General features: G+C 69.5%; 22 protein-coding genes. 10 read left to right on the top strand and 12 right to left on the bottom strand.

All coding sequences use genetic code 11. The annotated features are described in order from the left end of the window. Positions 1-2 precede the first annotated feature (2 nt). From ACSYGN_RS07365 to ACSYGN_RS07355, 3 genes are all read left to right on the top strand, one after another. Complete coding sequence (locus ACSYGN_RS07365; protein WP_460393083.1) at positions 3-485, top strand: methylated-DNA--[protein]-cysteine S-methyltransferase; 483 nt, start codon at positions 3-5, stop codon at positions 483-485. A 151-nt stretch (positions 486-636) separates the two neighbouring features. Continuing rightward, positions 637-1,098 (top strand): DUF6325 family protein, encoded by a 462-nt coding sequence (locus ACSYGN_RS07360; protein WP_460393081.1) that lies wholly within the window; start codon positions 637-639, stop codon positions 1,096-1,098. Positions 1,099-1,175: 77 nt separating this feature from the next. Further along, on the top strand, positions 1,176-1,466 hold the full coding sequence (locus ACSYGN_RS07355; RefSeq protein WP_460393079.1) for an SHOCT domain-containing protein: 291 nt from the start codon (positions 1,176-1,178) through the stop codon (positions 1,464-1,466). Between the two features lie 18 nt (positions 1,467-1,484). Here ACSYGN_RS07355 and ACSYGN_RS07350 read toward each other — a convergent pair whose 3' ends face one another. From ACSYGN_RS07350 to ACSYGN_RS07340, 3 genes are all read right to left on the bottom strand, one after another. Beyond that, positions 1,485-2,222, bottom strand: a complete 738-nt coding sequence (locus tag ACSYGN_RS07350) for an SIR2 family NAD-dependent protein deacylase (protein WP_460393077.1) — start codon at positions 2,220-2,222, stop codon at positions 1,485-1,487. A gap of 100 nt (positions 2,223-2,322) precedes the next feature. Next, positions 2,323-2,874 carry an NUDIX domain-containing protein gene (locus ACSYGN_RS07345; RefSeq protein WP_460393075.1) on the bottom strand — a complete coding sequence of 184 codons (552 nt, stop codon included), beginning with the start codon at positions 2,872-2,874 and terminating at the stop codon, positions 2,323-2,325. 54 nt (positions 2,875-2,928) lie between these two features. Continuing rightward, positions 2,929-4,047, bottom strand: coding sequence for an ADP-ribosylglycohydrolase family protein (locus tag ACSYGN_RS07340; RefSeq protein WP_460393073.1), 1,119 nt, complete (start codon positions 4,045-4,047; stop codon positions 2,929-2,931). Positions 4,048-4,240: 193 nt separating this feature from the next. On the opposite strand from ACSYGN_RS07340, the gene ACSYGN_RS07335 reads away from it, so the two are divergent. Beyond that, positions 4,241-5,395: a glycerate kinase gene (locus ACSYGN_RS07335; RefSeq protein WP_460393071.1), complete on the top strand. Its 1,155-nt coding sequence runs from the start codon at positions 4,241-4,243 to the stop codon at positions 5,393-5,395. A gap of 198 nt (positions 5,396-5,593) precedes the next feature. On the opposite strand, the gene pssA is transcribed toward ACSYGN_RS07335, so the two are convergent. The 9 genes from pssA to ACSYGN_RS07290 form a co-directional block, all read right to left on the bottom strand. Continuing rightward, positions 5,594-6,415, bottom strand: a complete 822-nt coding sequence (gene pssA / locus ACSYGN_RS07330; protein WP_460403283.1) for a CDP-diacylglycerol--serine O-phosphatidyltransferase — start codon at positions 6,413-6,415, stop codon at positions 5,594-5,596. A gap of 22 nt (positions 6,416-6,437) precedes the next feature. Next, positions 6,438-7,094: a phosphatidylserine decarboxylase gene (locus tag ACSYGN_RS07325; RefSeq protein ID WP_460393069.1), complete on the bottom strand. Its 657-nt coding sequence runs from the start codon at positions 7,092-7,094 to the stop codon at positions 6,438-6,440. A 187-nt stretch (positions 7,095-7,281) separates the two neighbouring features. Continuing rightward, a complete protein-coding gene (locus tag ACSYGN_RS07320) occupies positions 7,282-8,487 on the bottom strand; it encodes an acyl-CoA dehydrogenase family protein (protein WP_460393067.1) in 1,206 nt (401 codons plus the stop codon). 3 nt (positions 8,488-8,490) lie between these two features. Continuing rightward, a complete protein-coding gene (locus tag ACSYGN_RS07315) occupies positions 8,491-9,003 on the bottom strand; it encodes a MaoC family dehydratase (protein WP_460393065.1) in 513 nt (170 codons plus the stop codon). 4 nt (positions 9,004-9,007) lie between these two features. Beyond that, positions 9,008-9,973 (bottom strand): HpcH/HpaI aldolase/citrate lyase family protein, encoded by a 966-nt coding sequence (locus tag ACSYGN_RS07310; protein ID WP_460393063.1) that lies wholly within the window; start codon positions 9,971-9,973, stop codon positions 9,008-9,010. Next, positions 9,970-12,018: a protein meaA gene (locus ACSYGN_RS07305; protein WP_460393061.1), complete on the bottom strand. Its 2,049-nt coding sequence runs from the start codon at positions 12,016-12,018 to the stop codon at positions 9,970-9,972. Before ACSYGN_RS07305 ends, ACSYGN_RS07310 begins: the two co-directional genes overlap by 4 nt. 17 nt (positions 12,019-12,035) lie before the next feature. Beyond that, positions 12,036-13,373, bottom strand: coding sequence for a crotonyl-CoA carboxylase/reductase (ccrA, locus tag ACSYGN_RS07300; RefSeq protein ID WP_460403281.1), 1,338 nt, complete (start codon positions 13,371-13,373; stop codon positions 12,036-12,038). A gap of 482 nt (positions 13,374-13,855) precedes the next feature. Then, positions 13,856-14,686 carry a TetR family transcriptional regulator gene (locus ACSYGN_RS07295; protein WP_460393059.1) on the bottom strand — a complete coding sequence of 277 codons (831 nt, stop codon included), beginning with the start codon at positions 14,684-14,686 and terminating at the stop codon, positions 13,856-13,858. 457 nt (positions 14,687-15,143) lie between these two features. Beyond that, a complete protein-coding gene (locus ACSYGN_RS07290) occupies positions 15,144-16,949 on the bottom strand; it encodes a 3-hydroxyacyl-CoA dehydrogenase family protein (RefSeq protein WP_460393057.1) in 1,806 nt (601 codons plus the stop codon). Positions 16,950-17,344: 395 nt separating this feature from the next. On the opposite strand from ACSYGN_RS07290, the gene ACSYGN_RS07285 reads away from it, so the two are divergent. From ACSYGN_RS07285 to ACSYGN_RS07260, 6 genes are all read left to right on the top strand, one after another. Next, entirely contained in the window at positions 17,345-17,941 is a 597-nt protein-coding gene (locus tag ACSYGN_RS07285; RefSeq protein ID WP_460393055.1) for an adenylosuccinate lyase, read from the top strand. A 504-nt stretch (positions 17,942-18,445) separates the two neighbouring features. Next, positions 18,446-18,862 carry a WXG100 family type VII secretion target gene (locus ACSYGN_RS07280; RefSeq protein WP_460393053.1) on the top strand — a complete coding sequence of 139 codons (417 nt, stop codon included), beginning with the start codon at positions 18,446-18,448 and terminating at the stop codon, positions 18,860-18,862. Positions 18,863-18,914: 52 nt separating this feature from the next. After that, a complete protein-coding gene (locus tag ACSYGN_RS07275; RefSeq protein ID WP_460393051.1) occupies positions 18,915-19,229 on the top strand; it encodes a WXG100 family type VII secretion target in 315 nt (104 codons plus the stop codon). Further along, the gene (locus tag ACSYGN_RS07270; protein WP_460393049.1) at positions 19,229-21,082 is read left to right on the top strand and encodes an RNase A-like domain-containing protein; all 1,854 of its coding nucleotides are present in this window, start codon (positions 19,229-19,231) and stop codon (positions 21,080-21,082) included. Before ACSYGN_RS07275 ends, ACSYGN_RS07270 begins: the two co-directional genes overlap by 1 nt. 53 nt (positions 21,083-21,135) lie before the next feature. Next, positions 21,136-21,624, top strand: a complete 489-nt coding sequence (locus ACSYGN_RS07265; protein WP_460393047.1) for a hypothetical protein — start codon at positions 21,136-21,138, stop codon at positions 21,622-21,624. Positions 21,625-21,732: 108 nt separating this feature from the next. After that, positions 21,733-22,032 (top strand): RNase A-like domain-containing protein, encoded by a 300-nt coding sequence (locus tag ACSYGN_RS07260; RefSeq protein WP_460403279.1) that lies wholly within the window; start codon positions 21,733-21,735, stop codon positions 22,030-22,032. Positions 22,033-22,036: the final 4 nt, after the last annotated feature.

Below are 22,036 nucleotides of genomic sequence, written 5' to 3'. Positions count from 1 at the left end.
CCATGAAGCAGCACACGGTCATCGACAGCCCGTACGGCCCCCTCACCCTCGTCGCCGAGGACGGCGTCCTGTGCGGCCTCTACATGACCGATCAGCGCCACCGCCCCCCGGAGGAGACGTTCGGCGAACGCGACGAGACCCCGTTCGCGGAGGCGGAGACACAGCTGAAGGCCTACTTCGCGGGCGAACTCAAGGACTTCACCCTCGAACTGCGCCTGAACGGGACCGAGTTCCAGCACCGCGTCTGGGAACAGCTCCGCCTGATCCCCTACGGCGAGACCCGCTCCTACGGCGAACTCGCCCAGGCCCTCGGCAACCCGGGTGCCTCCCGCGCCGTGGGTCTGGCCAACGGCAGGAACCCGATCGGCATCATCGTGCCCTGTCACCGGGTGGTGGGCGCGAGCGGCAGCCTCACCGGCTACGGCGGCGGCCTGGACCGCAAGCAGCGCCTGCTGTCCTTCGAGAACGGAACGGCGCTGTTCTGACTCTGACTGTGGTGCGACCGGGTGGAGTGATGCGCGACATGCGCGGCCTTCACCACGGTGGTGGAATGGGGATCGAAGCGGCGTGCGTCCTTCCACGCCGTCCGTCGGCCACCGACTCGGTCCCCGAACCCTCCGCTCCAGAGGAGTGACCATGAGTGACGACGCCGAAGAAATGGGCCCGGTCGACTATCTGGTCGTCGAGTTCCCCGGCAACCGGATGACGGGCGAGGGGTTCCCGCTGCTCGTGGACCTGGTCGACCGTGGCATCATCCGTGTCCTCGATCTTCTTTTCGTCCGGAAGGAAGAGGACGGTTCGGTATCCACTCTGGAGCTGACGGATCTCGGGGACGAGGCCGACCTGTCCGTCTTCGAGGGAGCCTCCTCCGGCCTGATGGACCAGGAGGACATCACCGAAGCGGGAGCCGCTCTGGAGCCCGGCAACTCCGCCGCGGTCCTGATCTACGAGAACGTGTGGGCGGCGCCTTTGGCGCGGGCGCTGAGGCGCAGCGGGGCCCAACTGGTGGCGAGTGGCCGCATTCCTGTCCAGGCCCTGCTGGCCTCCCTGGAAGCCGCCGAGGCCTCACCGTCGGAGGCGGGACCAGCGCTCGCCTGACTCCTGCCGACCGACGGGTCCGTACCCCCGGTCCCTTGTATCCAGACACATCGCGCACCCTTGGGAGATGAGTGGACATGCCCGGACTGCTTCGCGGCGTCGCCCGCACCGCCGTCGTCGCCGGCACCGCCACAGCGGTGTCGAACCGTGTCTCGCGGCGCCAGGCGGGCCGGTGGGCACAGCAGGATCAGGAACAACAACAGGCATACCAGCAGGCTGCGGCACCTGCTGCGCCGGCCCCGCCGAGCGGGGGGTCGGACGACATGGATAACAAGATCGAGCAGCTCAAGCAGTTGGGTGAATTGAAGGCCCAGGGAGTGCTGAGCGACGAGGAGTTCGAGGAACAGAAGCGACGTGTTCTTGGATGACAGGCCCGGACGGAGCGGCTACGAGCCGTCCCCGTTGCTCAGCCCCCGCAGCAATGAGGGCAGCGCGGTGCCGATCGGCTCCCGTACGACCTCGTCGGCGAGGTCGTCGTACGGGGTGGGCTCGGCGTTGACGATTACGAGCCGTGCCCCGTGGTCGGTGGCGACGCCGGCGAGGCCGGCGGCGGGCTGGACCTGGAGGCTGGTGCCGACGGCGATGAAGACATGGCACGCCTTGGTGATCGCGACGGCCTGGCCGAGCACCTCCGGATCGAGTCGCTCGCCGAACATCACGGTCGCCGATTTCAGGATGCCGCCGCAGTCCAGACAGGGCGGGTCCTCCTCGCCGGCCTCGACTCGGGCGATCGCGTCCACCATGGGCCCGCGGGTGTGGCACTTCGTGCACACGAACTGCCGTGCCGTGCCGTGGAGTTCGAGGACCTTGCGGTCCGGCATCCCGGCGAGCTGGTGCAGCCCGTCCACGTTCTGGGTGATCACCCGCACGGGCACCCCGGACCGCTCCAGCTCGGCCACCGCCCGGTGCGCGGCATTCGGCTCGGCCTTCAGCGCCCGGTTCTTGCGCCGCAGCTGCCACGACCGCCGCCGGATCTCCGGGTCGCCCATGTAGTACTCGTACGTCACGAGCTTCTCGGCCCCGGGATCCTTCCGCCACAGCCCGTTCGGCCCGCGATAATCAGGGATCCCGGAATCGGTGGATATACCTGCGCCGCTGAGGATGGCGACAAGGGGCCTGGTCATGGTGCCGAGGGTAGGGCGGGGGTGGCGCGCGGGGCGAACGCTTTACGGGTGTGCTGCTGGTTGCGGCTGCGGTGCGGGGCTCGTAGCTCCGGTACGGGGCTCACACCTCTGGTGCGGGTACGTCGACTCGGTGGCCGTTCTCCAGTTCCGCGGTGCCGGAGCCGTCGGCGAGAACATCCAGGGCGTTGTGGACGCGGTGGCCCAGGGCGCCGGGGAGGTGGGAGGTGAGGTCCTCGCGGGGGACCAGGCGCCAGGACAGCAGCTCCTCCTCCTGGAGGCGGATCGCGGCGAAGTCGGCGTCGGTGAGGACGCCGCCGTCGTAGAGGTACGCCACCAGCGGCGGCCGTCCCGCGCCGTGCTGCACCCAGTCCACTGCCAGCAGCCGCCCGAGCGTCACATCGAGGCCGATCTCCTCGGCGGTCTCACGGCGGGCGCCCTGCCGCGGGGTCTCCCCGTCGTCGGACTCGACCGTGCCGCCCGGCAGTGCCCAGCCGTCGCGGTAGTTCGGTTCGACGAGCAGGACCCGACCCTCGGCGTCACGGAACAGGGCGGCAGCCCCGACGAGGACACGGGGCAGGCCCGCGAGGTACGTGGCGAAGTCAGATGCAGAGGCAGAGTCAGAGGCCGAGTCAGAGGCAGAACTGGAGGTCATGGCGTGAAGGCTATCCACCCGCCGTGGACGGATTCCCGAACACGGATTAGCCGATCAGTTCGGCTCCGCCTCCGCCTCCGCCGACTGCCGGTGATCGGAGAGGGCCAGCCATAGCGTCCGCTCCGCCAGGTCGCTGATGCGGGCGCCGTCGAAGCCGAACACCGCGCTGCGGACCGTGTCCTCCAGCGGGTCCTTCCACTGCGCCGGGATCGCGGCGGCGCCGCGGTGCACCCCGGCCACCGAGCCCGCCGTAGCGCCGTTGGAGTCGGTGTCCAGGCCGGCGCGGACGGTGAGGGCGATGGTCCGGGTGAAGTCGCCGTCGCCGTACAGCAGCCCGGCCGTGAGCACAGCGGCGTTCGGGACGGTGTGGATCCAGCCGAGCCCGGCTGTCTCCTCCGACACCGTGGCGAGGGTGTCGTCCCAGCTCATGCCGGTGTCGTGGAGGGAGAGGACCCGGCGGACGGTCCGGGCGAGACGGCTGCTCGCCGGGATCACCGTCAGCGAGGTGTCCAGCGCCTGCCGTACGGTCGGGGCGGTGAAGGCCGCCGCGATCAGCGCGGCCGCCCACATCGCGCCGTAGACACCGTTGCCGGTGTGCGACAGCACCGCGTCGCGGCGGGCCAGGGCGGCGGCGCCCTGCGGGTCGCCGGGGCAGGTCCAGCCGTGGACGTCGGCGCGGATGAGGGCGCCGATCCACTCCTGGTACGGGTTTTCGTACGTCGCCGTCAGCGGCGGCTTCAGCCCGTTCGCGAGGTTGCGGTAGGCGGCCCGTTCCGCCGTGAACGTCTGGAGATACGGCAGGCTCAGCAGCCACAGCTCCCCGACCTGTTCGGTGGTGAAGGCGAAGCCGTGGGTCTCCAGGAGGTGCAGACCGAGGATCGCGTAGTCGACGTCGTCGTCACGGCAGCTCCCGTGGATATGTCCGCGCACGCACTCCCGCCACTCTGGGCGCAATAGGAAATCGTCCCCTGGAGGCTCGGGCAGATAGTCGGTGAGCGGCAGCGCTCCGGCCTGCCGCAGATAGCCGTCGATGCGCTCCCGCGTCCACACCTCGCCCTGCTCGACCGGCTTGCCGAGCATGTTGCCCGCGATCCGCCCGAGCCAGCCGCCGAGAATCCGGTCGCCGAGTTCCGCCTCGCTGCCCACGATGCCCACGCTGCCCACAAGGGTCATGCCTACGGTCTACCCGATTCCGGGACGGATCGCCCGCCGCCTCATCCCCTGGGCACAGGTCCGGGCCCGTACGCACAGGTATTTCGAAGGGTCCTGATGGAGTATGACCCTCGGGGGCACCCGCCGGTTACTGTCGCAACGGTGCGGCTGGCTCCCGCGGGGCGTGGGGCCCGGAGAGCGAGGGGTAGGCAAGGTGGCGGACGCTGCAGTGGAGGGCGGGACCCGGCGGGTCCTGGTTGCCGCGGACAAGTTCAAGGGCTCGCTGACGGCCGTGGAGGTCGCCGAGCGGGTCACGGCTGGTCTGCGGCGGGTCGTACCGGAGGTGGAGGTGACGGCGCTGCCCGTGGCCGACGGCGGCGACGGGACGGTGGCGGCGGCGGTCGCCGCCGGGTTCGAGCGGCGGGAGGTACGGGTCGCGGGGCCCCTGGGCCATGAGATCACCGCCGCGTTCGCGCTGCGCGAGGGCATGGCGGTGGTGGAGATGGCCGAGGCGAGCGGGTTGCAGCGGCTTCCGGCCGGGGTCTTCGCGCCGCTGACGGCATCGACGTACGGCTCCGGGGAACTGCTGCGGGCGGCGCTGGACGCCGGGGCGCGGACCATCGTGTTCGGGGTCGGCGGGAGCGCGACGACCGACGGGGGCGCGGGGATGCTGACCGCGCTCGGGGCACACTTCCTGGACGAGGAGGGCGAGCCGGTGACCCCGGGTGGCGGGGGCCTCGCGGATCTGGCTCGGGCCGATCTGTCGGACCTGGACCCTCGGCTGTCCTCGGTGGACCTGGTCCTTGCCAGCGACGTCGACAACCCGCTGACCGGCCCGAAGGGGGCGCCCGCCGTCTACGGGCCGCAGAAGGGTGCCTCGCCGGATGACGTGGAGGCGCTGGACGCTGCGCTTGCGCACTACGCGGAGGTGCTGGAGGCGGAGGTCGGGGCGCGGGCGGCGGAGTGTGCGGTTGCGCCGGGGGCGGGGGCGGCGGGGGGTATCGGGTACGGTGCGCTGCTGCTCGGCGCGCGGTTCCGGCCCGGTATCGAGGTGATGCTCGATGTTCTGGGCTTCGGCCCGGCGCTGGAGTGGGCGGATCTGGTGATCACCGGGGAGGGGTCTTTGGATCAGCAGACGTTGCACGGCAAGGCGCCGGCGGGGGTCGCGGCGGCGGCGCGGGCCGCGGGTAAATCGGTGGTCGCGGTGTGCGGTCGCGTGACGTTGTCCGCGTCTGCGCTGAGCGGGGCCGGTATCGGCCGTGCGTATCCCCTCACGGGGGAGGAGCCGGATGTGGCGAGATGTATCGGGGAGGCGGGGCCGATTCTCGAACGGGTGGCGGCTCGGGTGGCGGAGGACTTCCTGTCCTGACAGGAGTCGCCCCCGCCGCCCCTTCCCGTTCCCGTCCCTGGGGGCTGCGCCCCCAGACCCCCCTGTCGGCCCTTCGGGGCCTCGTCCTCAAACGCCGGACGGGCTGAAGATCAGCCCCTCCGGCGTTTGAGGAGCGGGGGTGCGGGGGCGGAGCCCCCGGGTCGGGTCGGGAAGGGGCGGCGGGGGCGAAAAAACCCGCTACGGCAGCTGCGCCGCCCGCGCCTCCCGGCGGTTGTCGCGGAAGTTGTTCACCCGCCGAGCCGTCGCGAACAGCGGAATCACCGCGCCCATGACCAGCTGCAGCGCACACCCCGTCTGGAGCAGCAGCTGTCCGCTCGGCGCGTCGAAGGCCCACGCCGCCAGCAGCCCCATCGAGAGGACGATCCACGACAGCATCGCGACCGCGAGCCGCCCCCGGGGCTTCGGGTACTCGACGCGGCTCACCATCAGCCACGCCGTCCCGAGGATGGCCAGCAGTGTCGCCACGAAGGGCAGCTCCAGGAGCACGATGGAGACCACGGTCAGTGCCCCGAAGGGCGAGGGCATGCCCTGGAACATGCCGTTCTTAACCGTCACGCAAGAGAACCGTGCGAGTCTCAGCACCACCGCCAGCAGCACCACGATCGCCCCCAGCGCCGCCACTCTCTGGTGGGCGTCGTCGGCGACCATGCCGTAGACGAGGACGAAGTACGCCGGAGCGAGGCCGAAGCTGATGAGGTCGGAGAGGTTGTCCAGTTCCGCGCCCATGGGGGAGGAGCGCAGCTTGCGGGCGACCAGGCCGTCGAACAGGTCGAAGACGGCCGCGCAGAGCATGAGGATGACGGCGGTCGCGGCGCTGTGCCGTGCCATGCCCGCCGACTCGTCGTTGCCGGTCAGGTGCGGGATGAGGATTCCGGTGGTGGTGAAGTACACCGCCATGAAGCCGCACGTGGCGTTGCCGAGGGTGAGGGTGTCCGCTATCGACAGGCGCAGCGAGAGAGGCATCTCCTCCTCGTCGTCCAGGTCGTCCGCCTCGGGCACCCAGCCCGCCTGTGTGTCCGGATCAATCACGGTCAATGCGAGTCACCCCAGCCACGGTCTTCTGCCCGACCTCGACCGCGACCTCCACGCCTTCGGGCAGATAGATGTCGACGCGCGAGCCGAAGCGGATCAGACCGATGCGGTCGCCCTGCTCGACCTTCGTGCCCTGCGGGATGTAGGGGACGATACGGCGGGCCACCGCGCCGGCGATCTGGATCATCTCGATGTCGCCGAGTTCGGTGTCGAAGTGCCAGACTACGCGCTCGTTGTTCTCGCTCTCCTTGTTGAACGCGGGAACGAAGCCGCCCGGGATGTGCTCGACCGAGGTGACCGTGCCGGAGAGCGGGGCGCGGTTGACATGGACGTTGAGCGGGCTCATGAAGATCGCGACGCGGGTGCGGCCGTCCTTCCAGGGCATGATGCTCTGCACCACACCGTCGGCGGGCGAGATGACCCGGCCCGGGGCGATCTCGCGCTCGGGGTCGCGGAAGAACCACAGCATGCCCGCGGCGAGCGCGGTGGCGGGCACGGCCACGGCCTTGGCGGCGCCGGAGCGGCGGGCGCGGACCAGGCTGATTGCTGCGGTGGCGACGGTCGGGAGAAGCCACGGCGATGCTCCGCGCGCGAGGCGTACGCCGACCAGGCTGTCGCGAGGTGCAGAGGTTTGGCTGTGGGGCATGGATGACCTTCGTAGCGGATGATGCCGCGCTGGTTCAAAATCAGGGGACGGCGGCTTTCCCGCGATCGTAGCGGCTAAACGCCACAACTGGGTAAGGCAGGCAACCGAGTCGACGGCCGAAGAATGTCGGACGCGCGTTGACGGGGTGTGACCTTCTTCTCGAAGAAAACACCCCGTAACCGGACAATCACCCCTGGAATCGATACTCTTCGAGCAGTCGGCGTCCGATGATCATTTTCTGGATCTCGGCGGTGCCCTCGCCGATCAGCAGCATCGGGGCCTCCCGGTACAGACGCTCGATCTCGTACTCCTTGGAGAAGCCGTAGCCGCCGTGGATCCGGAAGGAGTCCTCCACGACCTCCTTGCAGTACTCGGAGGCCAGGTACTTCGCCATGCCGGCCTCCAGGTCGTTGCGCTCCCCGGAGTCCTTCTTGCGCGCGGCGTTGACCATCATCGCGTGCGCGGCCTCCACCTTGGTGGCCATCTCGGCCAGCTTGAACTGGATGGCCTGGTGCTGGGCGATGGGCTTGCCGAAGGTGTGGCGCTGCTGGGCGTACCGGATCCCGAGCTCGAAGGCGCGCTGGGCCACGCCGCAGCCACGGGCCGCCACATTGACGCGGCCCACCTCCACGCCGTCCATCATCTGGTAGAAGCCCCGGCCGGTGGTGCCGCCGAGCACCCGGTCGGCGGGGATCCGCAGACCGTCCATGATCAGCTCGGTGGTGTCCACCCCCTTGTAGCCCATCTTCTCGATCTTGCCGGGGATGGTCAGACCGGGCCGGACCTCGCCGAAGCCGGGCTCCTTCTCCACCAGGAAGGTCGTCATCGACTTGTGCGGGGCCGTGCCCGCGGCGTGTCCTTCGTCACTGCGCACCAGCACGGCCACCAGCGACGAGGTGCCGCCGTTCGTCAGCCACATCTTCTGACCGGTCAGGACGAACTCGTCGCCGTCCCTGACCGCCTTCGAGGTGATGGCCGACACGTCCGAGCCGAGACCCGGCTCCGACATGGAGAACGCGCCGCGCACCTCCCCGGCCGCCATGCGCGGCAGGAAGGTGTCCTTCTGTTCCTGGGTGCCGTGCTGCTTGAGCATGTACGCCACGATGAAGTGCGTGTTGATGATCCCGGACACCGACATCCAGCCCCGGGCGATCTCCTCCACGCACAGCGCGTAGGTGAGGAGGGACTCGCCGAGGCCGCCGTACTCCTCGGGGATCATCAGGCCGAACAGGCCCAGCTCCTTCAGGCCGTCGACGATCTGCTGCGGGTACTCGTCGCGGTGCTCCAGCTCGGTGGCGACCGGGATGATCTCCTTGTCCACGAAGTCGCGGACGGTGGAGACGATCTCCTGCTGGATGTCGGTGAGTCCGGCGGTGCGGGCGAGACGGGCCATGGCTTACTTCTCCTGCTCCCTCAGCTCGGGGCGGCCGGGCTGCTCTCCGCCGCGCTCCTTGATGTACGTCTCGGTCGGCACCATGACCTTGCGGCGGAACACGCACACCAGCGTGCCGTCCTGCTTGTAGCCCTTGGTCTCGACGTGCACGATGCCGCGGTCGTTCTTCGACTTCGACGGCCACTTGTCCAGCACGGTCGTCTGGCCGTAGATCGTGTCGCCGTGGAAGGTCGGCGCCACATGCCTGAGCGACTCGATCTCCAGATTGGCGATCGCCTTGCCGGAGACGTCCGGGACGGACATGCCGAGCAGCAGGGAGTAGACGTAGTTGCCCACGACGACGTTCTTGCCGAAGTCCGTGGTGCTCTCGGCGTAGTTGGCGTCCATGTGGAGCGGGTGGTGGTTCATGGTGAGGAGACAGAAGAGATGGTCGTCGTACTCCGTGACCGTCTTGCCGGGCCAGTGCTTGTACGTCGCCCCGACCTCGAACTCCTCGTAGGTCCGTCCGAACTGCATGGTCCTACGCCTCCGGGATCTCGAACTTGCTGGTGCGCGTCATACCGGCGGCCCGGCCCTTGCCGGAGATGACCAGGGCCATCTTGCGGCTGGCCTCGTCGATCATCTCGTCGCCGAGCATCGCCGAGCCCTTCTTGCCGCCCGCCTCGGACGTGTAGTAGTCGTACGCGTCCAGGATCAGCTCGGCGTGGTCGTAGTCCTCCTGCGACGGCGAGAAGATCTCGTTGGACGCCTCGACCTGGCCCGGGTGCAGCACCCACTTGCCGTCGAAGCCGAGCGCCGCGGCGCGCCGGGCGACCTCGCGGTAGCCGTCCAGGTTGCGGATCTGGAGATAGGGGCCGTCGATCGCCTGGAGGTCGTTGGCGCGGGCCGCCATGAGGATCTTCATCAGGATGTAGTGGTAGGCGTCCGCCGGGTAGCCGGGCGGCTGCTCGCCCACCACCAGCGACTTCATGTTGATCGACGCCATGAAGTCGGCCGGCCCGAAGATGATCGTCTCCACCCGCGGGCTGGCCTGGGCGATCTCGTTGACGTTGTTCAGGCCCTGCGCATTCTCGATCTGCGCCTCGATGCCGATGCGGCCGACCTCGAAGCCCATCGTCTTCTCGATCTGCGTCAGCAGCAGGTCCAGTGCGACGATCTGCTCGGCGTTCTGCACCTTGGGCAGCATGATGCAGTCCAGGTTCTGCCCGGCGCCCTCGACCACCGTCGTCACATCGCGGTACGTCCACTGCGTCGTCCAGTCGTTGACGCGCACCACTCGTGTCTTGCCCGTCCAGTCGCCCTCGTTGAGGAACTTGACGATGGTGTGCCGCGCCTCCGGCTTGGCGAGCGGGGCGCACGCGTCCTCCAGGTCCAGGAACACCTGGTCGGCGGGCAGGCCCTGCGCCTTCTCCAGGAAGCGGGGGTTGCTTCCGGGGACCGCCAGGCAGGATCGCCGGGGACGGAGGCGGTTGACGGGCGTTGTCATGCGGGGACCTCCAGGGGGTCGAGCTTGTTCGCTGTGCGGATCTCGTCGACGATGCGGCCGATGATGCCGGTGATGTCGAAGTCCTTCGGGGTGAACACCGCGGCCACTCCGGCGGCCCTGAGCTGTTCGGCATCTCCGCCAGGGATGATGCCACCGGCGATCACGGGTATATCTGTGGCACCGGCCACACGCAGCCGTTCGAGCACGTCCGGGACCAGTCGGGCGTGCGACCCGGACAGGATCGACAGCCCGACCGCGTGCACGTCCTCGGCGAGCGCCGCGTCCACGATCTGCTCCGGGGTGAGCCGGATCCCCTGGTAGACGACCTCGAAACCGGCGTCCCGCGCGCGTACGGCGATCTGCTCGGCTCCGTTGGAGTGTCCGTCCAGGCCGGGCTTGCCGACCAGGAAGCGCAGCTTGCCCACACCGAGGTCCCGCGCCGTGACGGCCACCTTGCGGCGTACTTCGGCGAGCGCCGAGCCCTCCTCGGCCGGCACGGCCACCGGTGCCGACGACACGCCCGTGGGCGCGCGGAACTCGCCGAACACCTCACGCAGCGCGCCCGCCCACTCGCCGGTCGTGACACCGGCGCGGGCACACTCCAGCGTCGCCGCCATGAGGTTCTCCGTGCCCTTCGCGGCCTCCTTCAGGCGCTCCAGCGCCTTGCAGGGGCGCGGGTGGTTGAAGGGCGCCTGGTACCGCGTGTCGCGCCACTCCTGGAGCGCGGCCACGACCTGCGCCTCGACCGCCGGGTCGACGGTCTGTACGGCCGTGTCGAGATCGGCGGTCAGCGGGTTCGGCTCGGTCGTCCCGAAGACGTTGACGCCGACGATCTTCTCCTCGCCGGACTCGATCCGCGCCCGCCGCTCGGCGTGCGAGGCGACCAGGTGCGACTTGAGATAACCGGACTCGACGGCGGCCATCGCGCCGCCCATCTCCTGGATCCGCCCGATCTCCGCGAGCGACTCCTCGACCAGCTGCGCGACCTTCGCCTCGATCACCTTCGAGCCCTCGAAGATGTCGTCGTACTCCAGCAGATCGCTCTCGTGCGCCAGCACCTGCTGGATCCGCAGCGACCACTGCTGGTCCCACGGCCGCGGCAGACCCAGCGCCTCGTTCCAGGCGGGCAGCTGCACGGCACGCGCGCGGGCGTCCTTCGACAGCGTCACCGCCAGCATCTCCAGCACGATCCGCTGGACGTTGTTCTCCGGCTGTGCCTCGGTCAGTCCGAGCGAGTTGACCTGGACGCCGTAGCGGAAGCGGCGGTGCTTGGGGTTCTCGATGCCGTAGCGCTCGCGGGTGATCGTGTCCCAGATACGGCCGAAGGCGCGCATCTTGCACATCTCCTCGATGAAGCGGACGCCCGCGTTCACGAAGAAGGAGATCCGCCCCACGACGTCGCCCATCCGCTCCTGCGGCACCTGGCCGCTGTCGCGCACCGCGTCGAGCACGGCGATCGCGGTGGACATCGCGTACGCGATCTCCTGCACCGGCGTGGCCCCGGCCTCCTGGAGGTGGTAGCTGCAGATGTTGATCGGGTTCCACTTCGGGATGTGGGACACCGTGTACGCGATCATGTCCGTGGTCAGGCGCAGACTCGGCCCCGGTGGGAACACATGTGTGCCGCGGGACAGGTACTCCTTGACGATGTCGTTCTGGGTGGTGCCCTGGAGCTGCGTGATGTCCGCGCCCTGTTCCTCGGCGACGACCTGGTAGAGCGCCAGCAGCCACATGGCGGTGGCGTTGATCGTCATCGAGGTGTTCATCTGCTCCAGGGGGATGTCCTGGAACAGCCGGCGCATGTCGCCCAGGTGCGCGACCGGCACGCCGACGCGGCCGACCTCGCCGCGGGCGAGCACATGGTCGGAGTCGTAGCCGGTCTGCGTCGGAAGGTCGAACGCCACCGACAGACCGGTCTGCCCCTTGGCGAGATTGCGCCGGTACAGCTCGTTGGAGGCCTCCGCCGTGGAGTGACCGGCGTAGGTCCGCATGAGCCAGGGACGGTCCTTGTGACGCACGGCAGTGGCAGGCTGACGCTCAGTCATCTATGACCTCGGGTGTGTCAGATGTTGCGGAAGCGGTTGATGGCGTCGATGTGCTTGGCGCGCATCTCCTCGTCGTGCACGCCCAGGCCCTCCCCGGGGGCCATGCAGAGCACGCCGACCTTGCCCTGGTGGAGGTTGCGGTGGACGTCGAAGGCGGCCTGCCCGGTGTCCTCCAGGCTGTACACCCGGGAGAGCGTCGGGTGGATCTTCCCCTTGGCGATCAGCCGGTTGGCCTCCCACGCTTCACGGTAGTTCGCGAAGTGGGATCCGATGATGCGCTTCAGGGACATCCACAGATAGCGGTTGTCGTACTCGTGCTGGTAGCCGGACGTCGAGGCGCAGGTGACGATCGTGCCGCCCTTGCGGGTGACGTACACGGAGGCGCCGAAGGTCTCGCGGCCCGGGTGCTCGAAGACGATGTCGACGTCCTCGCCGCCGGTCAGCTCGCGGATGCGCTTGCCGAAGCGCTTCCATTCGCGGGGGTCCTGGTTGTGCTCGTCCTGCCAGAACCGGTAATCCTCGGCTGCCCGGTCGATGATCAGCTCGGCGCCCATCTTCCGGCAGATCTCCGCTTTCTGCTCGCTGGAGACCACACAGATCGGGGTGGCGCCGCCGGCCAGCGCGAACTGGGTGGCGTACGAGCCGAGGCCGCCGCTGGCGCCCCAGATCAGCACATTGTCGCCCTGCTTCATGTCGGCGCCGTTGCGGGACACCAGCTGCCGGTACGCGGTCGAGTTGACCAGACCCGGCGCGGCGGCCTCCTCCCAGCTGAGGTGCCGCGGCTTGGGCATCAGCTGGTTGGACTTCACCAGTGCCAGCTCCGCAAGCCCCCCGAAGTTGGTCTCGAAGCCCCAGATGCGCTGCTCCGGGTCGAGCATCGTGTCGTTGTGCCCGTCGGAGGACTCGAGTTCCACGGACAGACAGTGCGCGACGACCTCGTCGCCCGGCTTCCAGGCGTTGACGCCGGGACCGGCGCGCAGCACGACGCCAGCGAGGTCGGAGCCGATGATGTGGTACGGCAGATCGTGGCGCCGGGTGAGCTCGGAGAGCTTTCCGTAGCGCTCCAGGAAGCCGAAGGTGGGCAGCGGCTCGAAGATCGAGGTCCACACGGAGTTGTAGTTCACCGAGGAGGCCATCACGGCCACCAGGGCCTCGCCCGGGCCCAGTTCGGGCACCGGCACCTCGTCCAGGTGGAGGGACTTGCGTGGGTCTTTCTCACGGGTGGTGATCCCCGCGAACATGTCCGTCTCGTCCTTGTGCACGGTGATCGCGCGATACGACTCGGGGAGCGGCAGGCTTGCGAAGTCGGCCGGCACGGAGTCCGGCGACTGGATCGCGTCCAGGATGTCCTTCACGGTCACGGTGTTGCCTCCGGCGTCGAGCGCCCTGAGGGAGGGGCGCTGAGGGTTACGTCGGTGCTGCTGAAAGGGGTGAGGGTGTGCCGTCGGTCCGGCGAGGGGTGGTGCGGTTCGGCAGCGCGTTGTGGCGCGGGAAGGTTGCCTGTGACGCAGGCGTCCGGGCGCGCAGGACGTGGCTTGCGGGGACAGCCGGCGTACGAGTCATCTCTGCACGCCGGCCGCCCGGACCTCTTCAACGTATGGCACGGCGTGTCACCTGGCAAGGCACTGCGTGCCAGAGATTACGCTCATACGAATTCTTTACGTAACAAACGAGCGATGATCGATCGAGCGGTGCCTGAAATATGCCCGAAACGGTCCGTTCATCATTCCCAGTAGAACGTTCATCTGTCCCCATGGAAACAGAACGGCCACCCGGAGGTGGCCGTTGTCACAGCTGATTCCCAGCAGGGGACGGGGTGCGTCTCTGCGTCTGCGTCTCAGCGGTCCTTGAGCGCCGCCTCGATGGTGCGCATCACCTCGTCGAGCGGGGCGTCGGTGCGGGCGACCGTCACCAGGACCTCGCCCTGCGCCGCGACCGCCGCAGGGGCGGGCTGCCGGGGCGCCGCGGCACGCCCGGCGCCGATACCGGTGCCGAAGGTCCTGCGCACGATCGCGAAGGCGTGGTCGAGCTCGGTCTCCACATCGCCCTGGCCGTCGGCCCGCAGCCAGCGGCGCAGCACATGGTTGTGCGCGGTGACCACGGCCGACGCGGCCACCTCGGCCAGCAGCGGGTCGTCGCCCGTGTCCTCGTCGCGCGCGTGCTCGTCGAAGTGGCCCAGGAGATAGCGGGTGAACAGTCGCTCGTAGCGGGCCACCGACGCGATCTCCGCCTCGCGCAGGGTCGGCACCTCGCGGGTCAGCTTGTAGCGGGCGACCGAGATCTCCGGCCGCGCCGCGTACATCCGCATGACCTCCTTGATGCCACGGCACACCGTGTCCAGCGGATGCTCGTGCGCGGGGGCCGCGTCGAGCACCGCCTCGGCGCGGACCAGGGTGTCGTCGTGGTCCGGGAAGATCGCCTCCTCCTTGGAGCGGAAGTGGCGGAAGAACGTACGGCGGGCGACCCCGGCCGTGGCCGCGATCTCGTCGACGGTGGTCGCCTCGTACCCCTTGGTCGCGAACAACTCCATCGCTGCTGCCGCCAACTCCCGGCGCATCTTGAGGCGCTGCGCCGCGGCGCGACTGCCTGCGGCACTTTCCGGCGCGTCGGGCGTAGCTGGTGTACGTGAGGACTTGGCGGGCTGGGACATGCCCCGAACGTACTGCATGTGCGCAGCGTGCCGCGCATGTACGGGGTTTCCCCCGCCGCCCGCCGACGGGGGAAACCCGACCCGCGGCACCGGCGCCGGACACCCCGGCTCCAGCAGCCCGCCCCAGTCCTCGCCTCCTCGGAACCAGTCGCCGGGACGGGCGGAGCCGTTCCGGCGGATCGTGCCGGGGACGTCGGGGACGTCGGGGACACCGGGGACGGCAGGCCCTGCGCCGGGCTCTGCGAACGCAGGGGGACCTTCAGCCGCGTCGTCGGTCGCCGGCTCGGCCGCCGGTTCCCCCCGGTTCTCTTGCACATGCACGCGCGCCAGCCCCCAGACGTCCAGGTCGGGTCGGTCGAAGTCGGCTCCAGTTCGGCAGCGCCCCCGAAGGGGCGCGGGGAACTGCGCGACCAGCCACGACGGTGCCGCAGCCGAAAGACGACACACGGCACATCGCGGCATTACCAGCAGAGCCTCAGCGGCGCGCGTACTCGCGGAAGCCACGGCCCGTCTTGCGGCCCAAGCAACCCGCGGCGACCAGGTGCTCCAGCAGCGGTGCCGGGGCCAGGCCCGGGTCGCGGAACTCGCGGTGCAGCACCTTCTCGATCGCCAGCGAGACGTCCAGGCCGACCACGTCCAGCAGCTCGAACGGGCCCATCGGGTAGCCGCCGCCCAGCTTCATCGCCGCGTCGATGTCGTCGAGCGTCGCGTAGTGCTCCTGCACCATCTTGATCGCGTTGTTGAGGTACGGGAACAGCAGCGCGTTGACGATGAAACCGGCCCGGTCGCCGCAGTCCACGGCGTGTTTGCGGACCGTGGCGCACACCTCGCGGACCGTCGCGTGGACGTCGTCGGCCGTGAGCACCGTGCGGACCACCTCGACGAGCTTCATCGCCGGGGCGGGGTTGAAGAAGTGCATGCCGATCACATCCTGCGGGCGCGAGGTGGCGCGGGCGCAGGCCACCACCGGCAGCGAGGACGTGGTGGTGGCCAGCACCGCGCCCGGCTTGCAGACCTTGTCCAGCGTCGCGAAGAGCTGTCGCTTGACCTCCAGGTCCTCGGCGACGGCCTCGACGGCCAGGTCGACGTCCGCGAACGCGTCCGCGGAACCGGCCGCGGTGATCCGCTCCAGGGCCTGCGCGGCGGCCTCCGCCGTCATCCGGCCCTTGTCGACCGAGCGGGCCAGGGACTTGCCGATCCGCGCCTTGGCGATCTGCGCCTTCTCCTCGGTGCGGGCGGCCAGGACGACGTCGTAGCCCGCCTTCGCGAAGACCTCGGCGATGCCGGACGCCATGGTGCCGGAGCCCGCGACACCGACCGAGTGCACCGTACGGCCCTGGACGCCACCGGCGCCCTCCGGCGGCGTCAGCGCGTCCCGCACGACGCGGGCGCTGCCGGGGGCCTCGTAGGTGTAGAAGCCGCGCCCGGACTTGCGGCCGGTCAGGCCCGCCTCGCTGAGCTGCTTGAGGATCGGCGCCGGGGCGTGCAGCCGGTCGCGGGACTCGGCGTACATGGCGTCCAGGACGGTGCGCGCCGTGTCGATGCCGATCAGGTCCAGCAGCGCCAGCGGGCCCATCGGCAGACCGCAGCCGAGCCGCATGGCGGCGTCGATGTCCTCGCGGGAGGCGTACTTCGCCTCGTACATCGCGGCCGCCTGGTTGAGGTAGCCGAACAGCAGCCCGTCGGCGAGGAAACCGGGCCGGTCGCCCACCGCGACGGGCTCCTTGCCGAGTTCCACGGCCAGATCGAGCACCGCGGCGACGGCCTGCGGCGCGGTGAGCACCGAGGAGACCACCTCGACCAGCTTCATCGCCGGGGCCGGGTTGAAGAAGTGCAGGCCCAGCACCCGCTCCGGGCGGGACGAGTCGGCGGCCAGACGGGTCACGGACAGCGCGTTGGTGCCGGTCGCGATGATCGCGTCGGGGCGCACGATGCCGTCCAGCTCGCGCAGCACCTGCCGCTTGATCTCGTACGACTCCGGGACCACCTCGATGACCAGGTCGGCGCCGGCCACGGCGCGCAGATCGGTGGACATGTGCAGCCGGGCCAGCAGGTCCACCCGCTGCTGCTCGGTCAGCCTGCCGCGGGCCACGGCACGCGCGGTCGACGTCTCCAGGGCGGCGACGGCCTGCGCGGCCGCGGCCTCGCTGACGTCGACGCCGATCACGTCGCGGCCGGCCTTCGCGAGCACCTCGGTGATACCGGTGCCCATGGTGCCGAGGCCGACGACGGCGACGGTCATGATCGGGGTCAGGGAAGGGTCGGGCAGGGGAGCGGCCATCGCGAGACTCCAGGAATGAGGGTGACGACTGGAAGGACGCCCCGGTGCGCCGGAAGAACGGCGCACCGGATGCGTGCGGAGTGCGGGTGATGCCGGGCTACTGGCGCACACGCCCGGTGCCGTCGTACGAGGCGCGCACACGCCCGCATCGACGGCGGATTCCGACCGGCCCTGTCCCGGGGCCACGTCGTACTGCGGTACACACGTACCGAACCGACTGCACTCGCGGTGGCTGCGTCACCAGGCCACCACAAGAAACGCGAGTGGGTGACTCGCTCGTCTGAGCTTAACCGATGGGTAATGAGCGCACTAGACCCCGGGCTGATCGATCACTTACCGCACCGGGATGCCGGTCTTCGGCGTCCGCCGGACGCCAGGCCCTAGGGTCTAGGACCATGGACGAAGAGTTGCGATCACTCACGGAACGCTTACGCCGGGAGGCCGCCGCCTCCGCAGTACCGGGCGCGCCGGCGGTCTGCGACCGGCTCGCCGCCACCGACGACCCCGAAGAACTGGCCAGGGTCCTCACCGAACCGGGACAGCCGCTGTGGGCCAGGGAACTGGCCGCCTTCCGGCTGGGCCTCGCCGGGGACCGGCGGGCCTTCGAGGCCCTCGTCCTGCTCCTCAACCACCGCGACCCGCCACGCTGTGTCTCCGCCGCCCATGCCCTGGCCCGCCTCGGCGACCCCCGCACCGCCCGCGCGGCCGCCGCCCTCGCCACCAACGAACTCCGCGTCGCCTACGCCCTGCAGCCGGTGCGGCTGCTCGTCGAACTCCGCGCCCCCGAGTCCGTCCCCGCGCTGATCACCACCCTGTGCCGCCGCCTCACCCCGCACGACCCCTACCGCCGGGTGGCCCTCGCCTGTGTGGAGGGGCTGGGCACCCTGGCCGACGACCGCGCCAGACCCGTCCTGACGGAGGCCCTGGCCCACCCCACCCTGGCGGAGGCGGCGGTCCACGCCCTGGCCCGCATCCCGCGCCAGCGGCGATGACACCGGGCCGCCCGCTCGCGGGCCGCCGCGTACCCCTCCTCGCCGGGCCCGTTCTCGTGGAGTGCGGGCGCCTGCCGCTCGGGGCCGCCCTGGAGCACCCAGGCGTGGTCGTCGAGCAACGCGTAGGCGGCGGTGAGGAGGTTGCCGGTGAGTTTGCCGAGTCCGGCGTAGCCGAGGTCTTTGGTGATCCAAGTGCGGATGTCCTCGACGGCGACGTGCCGCGCTGGTTGTGCGCGGCGGCGGCCCCCGGCGTACACGTCCTCCTTGATGTAGAGGACATCCCTTCAGTACGACGGTGTCGCCACCCCTGGCCATCGGCTGCTCCCGCTCACTGGTTCCCCTCGCAAGTCGTCCTTGTCCGGAGGCCGAGGAGGGGGCGCGGAGGGAGCCGAACAGCCCCGGGAGAAACTGGGTGGCGTGCCCCAGGCGAGTGCCAGAGCCGGGGCTCATATCATGGACACGACGAGGCGGGTGTGCACGACACCGAGGGGGCGGGTGCAAGGTATGGGGCAGGACGGACTCGGCTCGCGGCGGGGCGGCACCCCGGATCTCAGAGTGTCCGCGGAAGACCTTACGAAGCTCGCGACCGACCTCGGGGACATGCGTGATCACCTGGACAACCAGGTCACGCGCATGGACGCGGTTGTAGACCGGATCGAATCGGGCTGGCGCGGTCCGGCGGGCACTGCGTACCGGGAGTTCCATCGCGCTGCTGCCGAGGACGCTGTGCGGATTCGGGAAGTGGTGAAACTGCTGGAGGAAGCCGTACGGCTGAGCCGGGACGGATTCTCCGAGACCGATCTCGGCGTGCTCTCCCGGATGCGCCAGGTCAGCGTGGACGTCGACAGCGAGATCGACAGGCTGTCCACGCCGGCCCCGGAGGCGGCGGCCTGCGCGCGCAGCGTTTTGGACGATTACTGACGTACAGCGTCACATTCCACGCGGGATGGCAGGGCACGACACGAGGGGGAGCATGTCGGACGGGACAGTGTCCGGGGAGCAGATCACGGTCTCCTTCGGGGCGCTTCAGGAGCTCGCTACCGACCTGGAGGACATACTCAAGAAGCTCAACGAGAAGCTGGAAGAGCTCTACGGCCGTGTCGAGCCGGTGGTGCTGTCCTGGACGGGTGAGGCCAGGGAGGTCTTCGTCGAGAAGCTCGACGAATGGGAGCGTTCCGCCCAGGATCTGGAAGCAGCCCAGAAGTGGCTGCACGACTTCGTCACGACCGGGCGCCTCAACTATGCGGCCGCGCACCAGGCGGTGCTGCGCGGTTGGGGTGCGTCCTGATGGCTACACCGGTTCCGGGACCATCGGCGAGCCCGGCTCCCACTCCGTCGAGCACCGGCGGATCCCCCCAGCCGTCCGCTTCGGACGGCACCGGCCCTACGCCTCGTCCCTCTCCCGGCAGCCTGACCGATCCCGACGGCAAGGACATCTCACGTGGCGACACGGATTCCGACCGGCACGGACGCGCCGCCGAACTGGAGGCGATGAAGCCCGCGCCGCCGGGGAACGCCATCGGCTTCGACGTCCAGCCGCAGCACGTCTACTACGCCTCGTACATGCTGCGCAACGCGCAGTACGACTTCGCGGGCCGTGCCAGGGATCTGGTGGGCGGCCTCGAAGGGTACGAGCACGCGGTCGGCTGCGGCAGCGGCCCCGAGGCGTTCGCGAGGGCGTACGCCGATGTCGCCGCGCTCTTCCTCTCCGCGTGGGACAAGGCGACGGAAGGCGTCGGTGGTGCGGCCGTGGGCCTCACGGTCACCGCGAACAACTACGCGCGGGCGGACCACGCCACCCACCCGCTGACCCCGGCCGTGGCCACGAGGAACCCGCCGGACGTCCTGCGGACCACCGGCGCGACCGGCCCTGTCGCCGGGCTCGGCTGGGGCGGCGCCCGGGGCGAGGACGGCTGGGGCGGCGCGATCGTCGACGAGGTCTCGGGGGGCCTGGGCACGATCGCCGCCGAAATTCTGCGGCCGATCCTCGCCAACGCGCTGCGCCACGGCAAGGTCGCCGACATCACGCCCGGCGGTGACGACCTCGCCCTGCCGGAGATCGCCCGGCTCTGGAGACAGGCGGCCAAGGACGCCGGGACCTCCGCCGGCGAGTTCGACGACGCCATCGCCTACATAACGGACCCGGCGCCGGGAAACGACGAATGGCAGAGCGCGATGAAGCAGTTCTGCTCCGCGCTGTGGGGCACATCGGCGTGGGGCAGGGAGCACCACGGCTACCGGTGGGCCCACGCCGACGGCGGACGCCCCGCCCTGGATGTCCTTCAGGACTCCGCCCGGGACGTGGCGACGGCGTGCGACGCCGTGGGCTCGGAGGTGACGAAGATCCGCTCGACCATCGTCGAGGTCTACAAGGACGCTGCGGCCAAAACGTTCGCGCTGAAGAGCTTCAAGGATCTCGAGGATCTTGTCGGCGAACTCCCCACGCTGGCTCTGGAGTTCATCAACAACATCGACACAGGCCGCCTGAACGGCGCAGTGGACTCCTACAACCGCGCGATCCACGGCTTCGCGACCGATGTGGCGAGGCTCGGGCCCGGTCTGGAGGAGGCCGTGAACGGCGTTCCCGCCTACGCCGCGGAAGAAGCGCGGGCCGAGGCGTTCGGAGCCCGCTCCCTGAACGACTTCAGGCAACAGCTGCGCTACACGGTCGCGGAAGAGGACAAGGAAAACCACTTTTACACGGTCGACCTCGCAAACCAGGAAGGCGTCCACGGCAGCCACGTCATCGACAAGCACGTGGGGCAGACCGACGCGCAACTCCTCAATCGGCTGCGGGACCAGCCGGGGATCACCGCCGCCTCCACGTTCACCGACCTCGCCACGGCACAGAAGGCGACGCAGGACGCGATGGACGAGATCGGCCCGTCCAACACGACAGCGAACGCGGGAAGACCGAACATAGGGGTCAATAACCCGCAAAAGATAGAGAATTGGCTGTCCCGGCCGCGGAGCGACCATTCGAAGCTCGTACTCGATCCGGTGGAATTCGACTATGTGACCGGCCGGACCATCCCGACCGGTTCTACGTCCGCCCATGACACGTACAGTGTCAAGGTGGTCCTCAAGTACAAGAACGGGATCGATCCGCCGTACGTCGTCCTCACCTCCATGCCCCAGTGACCTCCGTACCCGAGTGAGTGATGTCCGTGAACCCAGGCGCTCTGCCCGAGTGCGTGGCCGCAGTGTTCGACCAGTCCCGCACCGTCGTCTGTCTCACAGCCAGGACGCATCGGGACTGGGTGGACGACGTGACGGCGTTCATGCGAGGGGAAGCGGGCGGACAGAGCACCGGCGTCGACCCGGCTCCCATGTTCGAGGAGATCATCGGTGAACTGGTGAGGGAGAGCCTTCTGCCGGTCGCCGAGAAAGGCGCGCGGGACCTGTTGAAGTTCCTCGCGGTGGGATCCTTCTACGAGGGCCCGCACCCGTCGCTCCGGGAGCCCGATGAGGTCAGAGACGGGTGTGTTCGCGAATTGCTGGCTTCGGTGGGAGATTCCCCCGATTTCTTCACGAACCACGGTCACGCCGAGGACGGTCCGGACGCGGACTTCCTGGTGTCCAGCTTTCACTGGAATTCTCTCGCCGCCACGCTCTACGACGTGTGCCTCGTAGGGGTGGCCCCGGACCGCCTGCTCGTTGTCTGGAGGTTCGAGGACGCCTGACGCGTCGCGACGAACCGACCGGTGCGGACGCAGCGAGCGGCTGCGTCGTGCCATCAGGCGCACTGTAGTTTTCACGAGGAGGTGGTGAGCGTGTCCGAGGCGCGTCCGGTGCGCACCAGAACGTCGACCTATCCCGACCGGGAGACGGCCCAGTGGGCCACCCAGCACGTGGTCACCGCCAACGAGCAGCTCATCCACCGTTGGTTGGCCCAGGGCACCCGTCCCCGTCTGACCATCGAGGCCTCGTGGCCTTCGAGGGAGGACCCGGTGGGCCGGGTGCTGCTGCAGGCGATGATGCTGGCCGGCCGCAGCCCGGTCGACGTCAGGGCGGCCCGGGTGATTCTCAGGCGGGACGCCGACCGCCCCCATGGCTTCGCCGTCCAGGCCACGTTCCCCGTTTACCTGTAGCACC

The organism is Streptomyces sp. YIM S03343, from assembly GCF_054729195.1.
The sequence above is the reverse complement of the archived record's forward strand: the minus strand, read 5'-3'. Positions and strand labels throughout refer to the sequence as shown.

Excerpts from the sequence above, each read along its gene's own strand:
- ACSYGN_RS07350 (WP_460393077.1), bottom strand. The coding sequence starts at position 2,222 with ATGACCAGGCCCCTTGTCGCCATCCTCAGCGGCGCAGGTATATCCACC.
- ACSYGN_RS07345 (WP_460393075.1), bottom strand. The coding sequence starts at position 2,874 with ATGACCTCCAGTTCTGCCTCTGACTCGGCCTCTGACTCTGCCTCTGCA.
- ACSYGN_RS07355 (WP_460393079.1), top strand. The coding sequence starts at position 1,176 with ATGCCCGGACTGCTTCGCGGCGTCGCCCGCACCGCCGTCGTCGCCGGC.
- ACSYGN_RS07315 (WP_460393065.1), bottom strand. The coding sequence starts at position 9,003 with ATGCAGTTCGGACGGACCTACGAGGAGTTCGAGGTCGGGGCGACGTAC.
- ACSYGN_RS07310 (WP_460393063.1), bottom strand. The coding sequence starts at position 9,973 with ATGACAACGCCCGTCAACCGCCTCCGTCCCCGGCGATCCTGCCTGGCG.
- ACSYGN_RS07365 (WP_460393083.1), top strand. The coding sequence starts at position 3 with ATGAAGCAGCACACGGTCATCGACAGCCCGTACGGCCCCCTCACCCTC.
- ACSYGN_RS07280 (WP_460393053.1), top strand. The coding sequence starts at position 18,446 with ATGGGGCAGGACGGACTCGGCTCGCGGCGGGGCGGCACCCCGGATCTC.
- ACSYGN_RS07340 (WP_460393073.1), bottom strand. The coding sequence starts at position 4,047 with ATGACCCTTGTGGGCAGCGTGGGCATCGTGGGCAGCGAGGCGGAACTC.
- ACSYGN_RS07270 (WP_460393049.1), top strand. The coding sequence starts at position 19,229 with ATGGCTACACCGGTTCCGGGACCATCGGCGAGCCCGGCTCCCACTCCG.
- ACSYGN_RS07320 (WP_460393067.1), bottom strand. The coding sequence starts at position 8,487 with ATGGCCCGTCTCGCCCGCACCGCCGGACTCACCGACATCCAGCAGGAG.
- ACSYGN_RS07295 (WP_460393059.1), bottom strand. The coding sequence starts at position 14,686 with ATGCAGTACGTTCGGGGCATGTCCCAGCCCGCCAAGTCCTCACGTACA.
- ACSYGN_RS07305 (WP_460393061.1), bottom strand. The coding sequence starts at position 12,018 with ATGACTGAGCGTCAGCCTGCCACTGCCGTGCGTCACAAGGACCGTCCC.
- ACSYGN_RS07275 (WP_460393051.1), top strand. The coding sequence starts at position 18,915 with ATGTCGGACGGGACAGTGTCCGGGGAGCAGATCACGGTCTCCTTCGGG.
- ACSYGN_RS07285 (WP_460393055.1), top strand. The coding sequence starts at position 17,345 with ATGGACGAAGAGTTGCGATCACTCACGGAACGCTTACGCCGGGAGGCC.
- ACSYGN_RS07290 (WP_460393057.1), bottom strand. The coding sequence starts at position 16,949 with ATGGCCGCTCCCCTGCCCGACCCTTCCCTGACCCCGATCATGACCGTC.
- ACSYGN_RS07325 (WP_460393069.1), bottom strand. The coding sequence starts at position 7,094 with ATGCCCCACAGCCAAACCTCTGCACCTCGCGACAGCCTGGTCGGCGTA.
- ACSYGN_RS07360 (WP_460393081.1), top strand. The coding sequence starts at position 637 with ATGAGTGACGACGCCGAAGAAATGGGCCCGGTCGACTATCTGGTCGTC.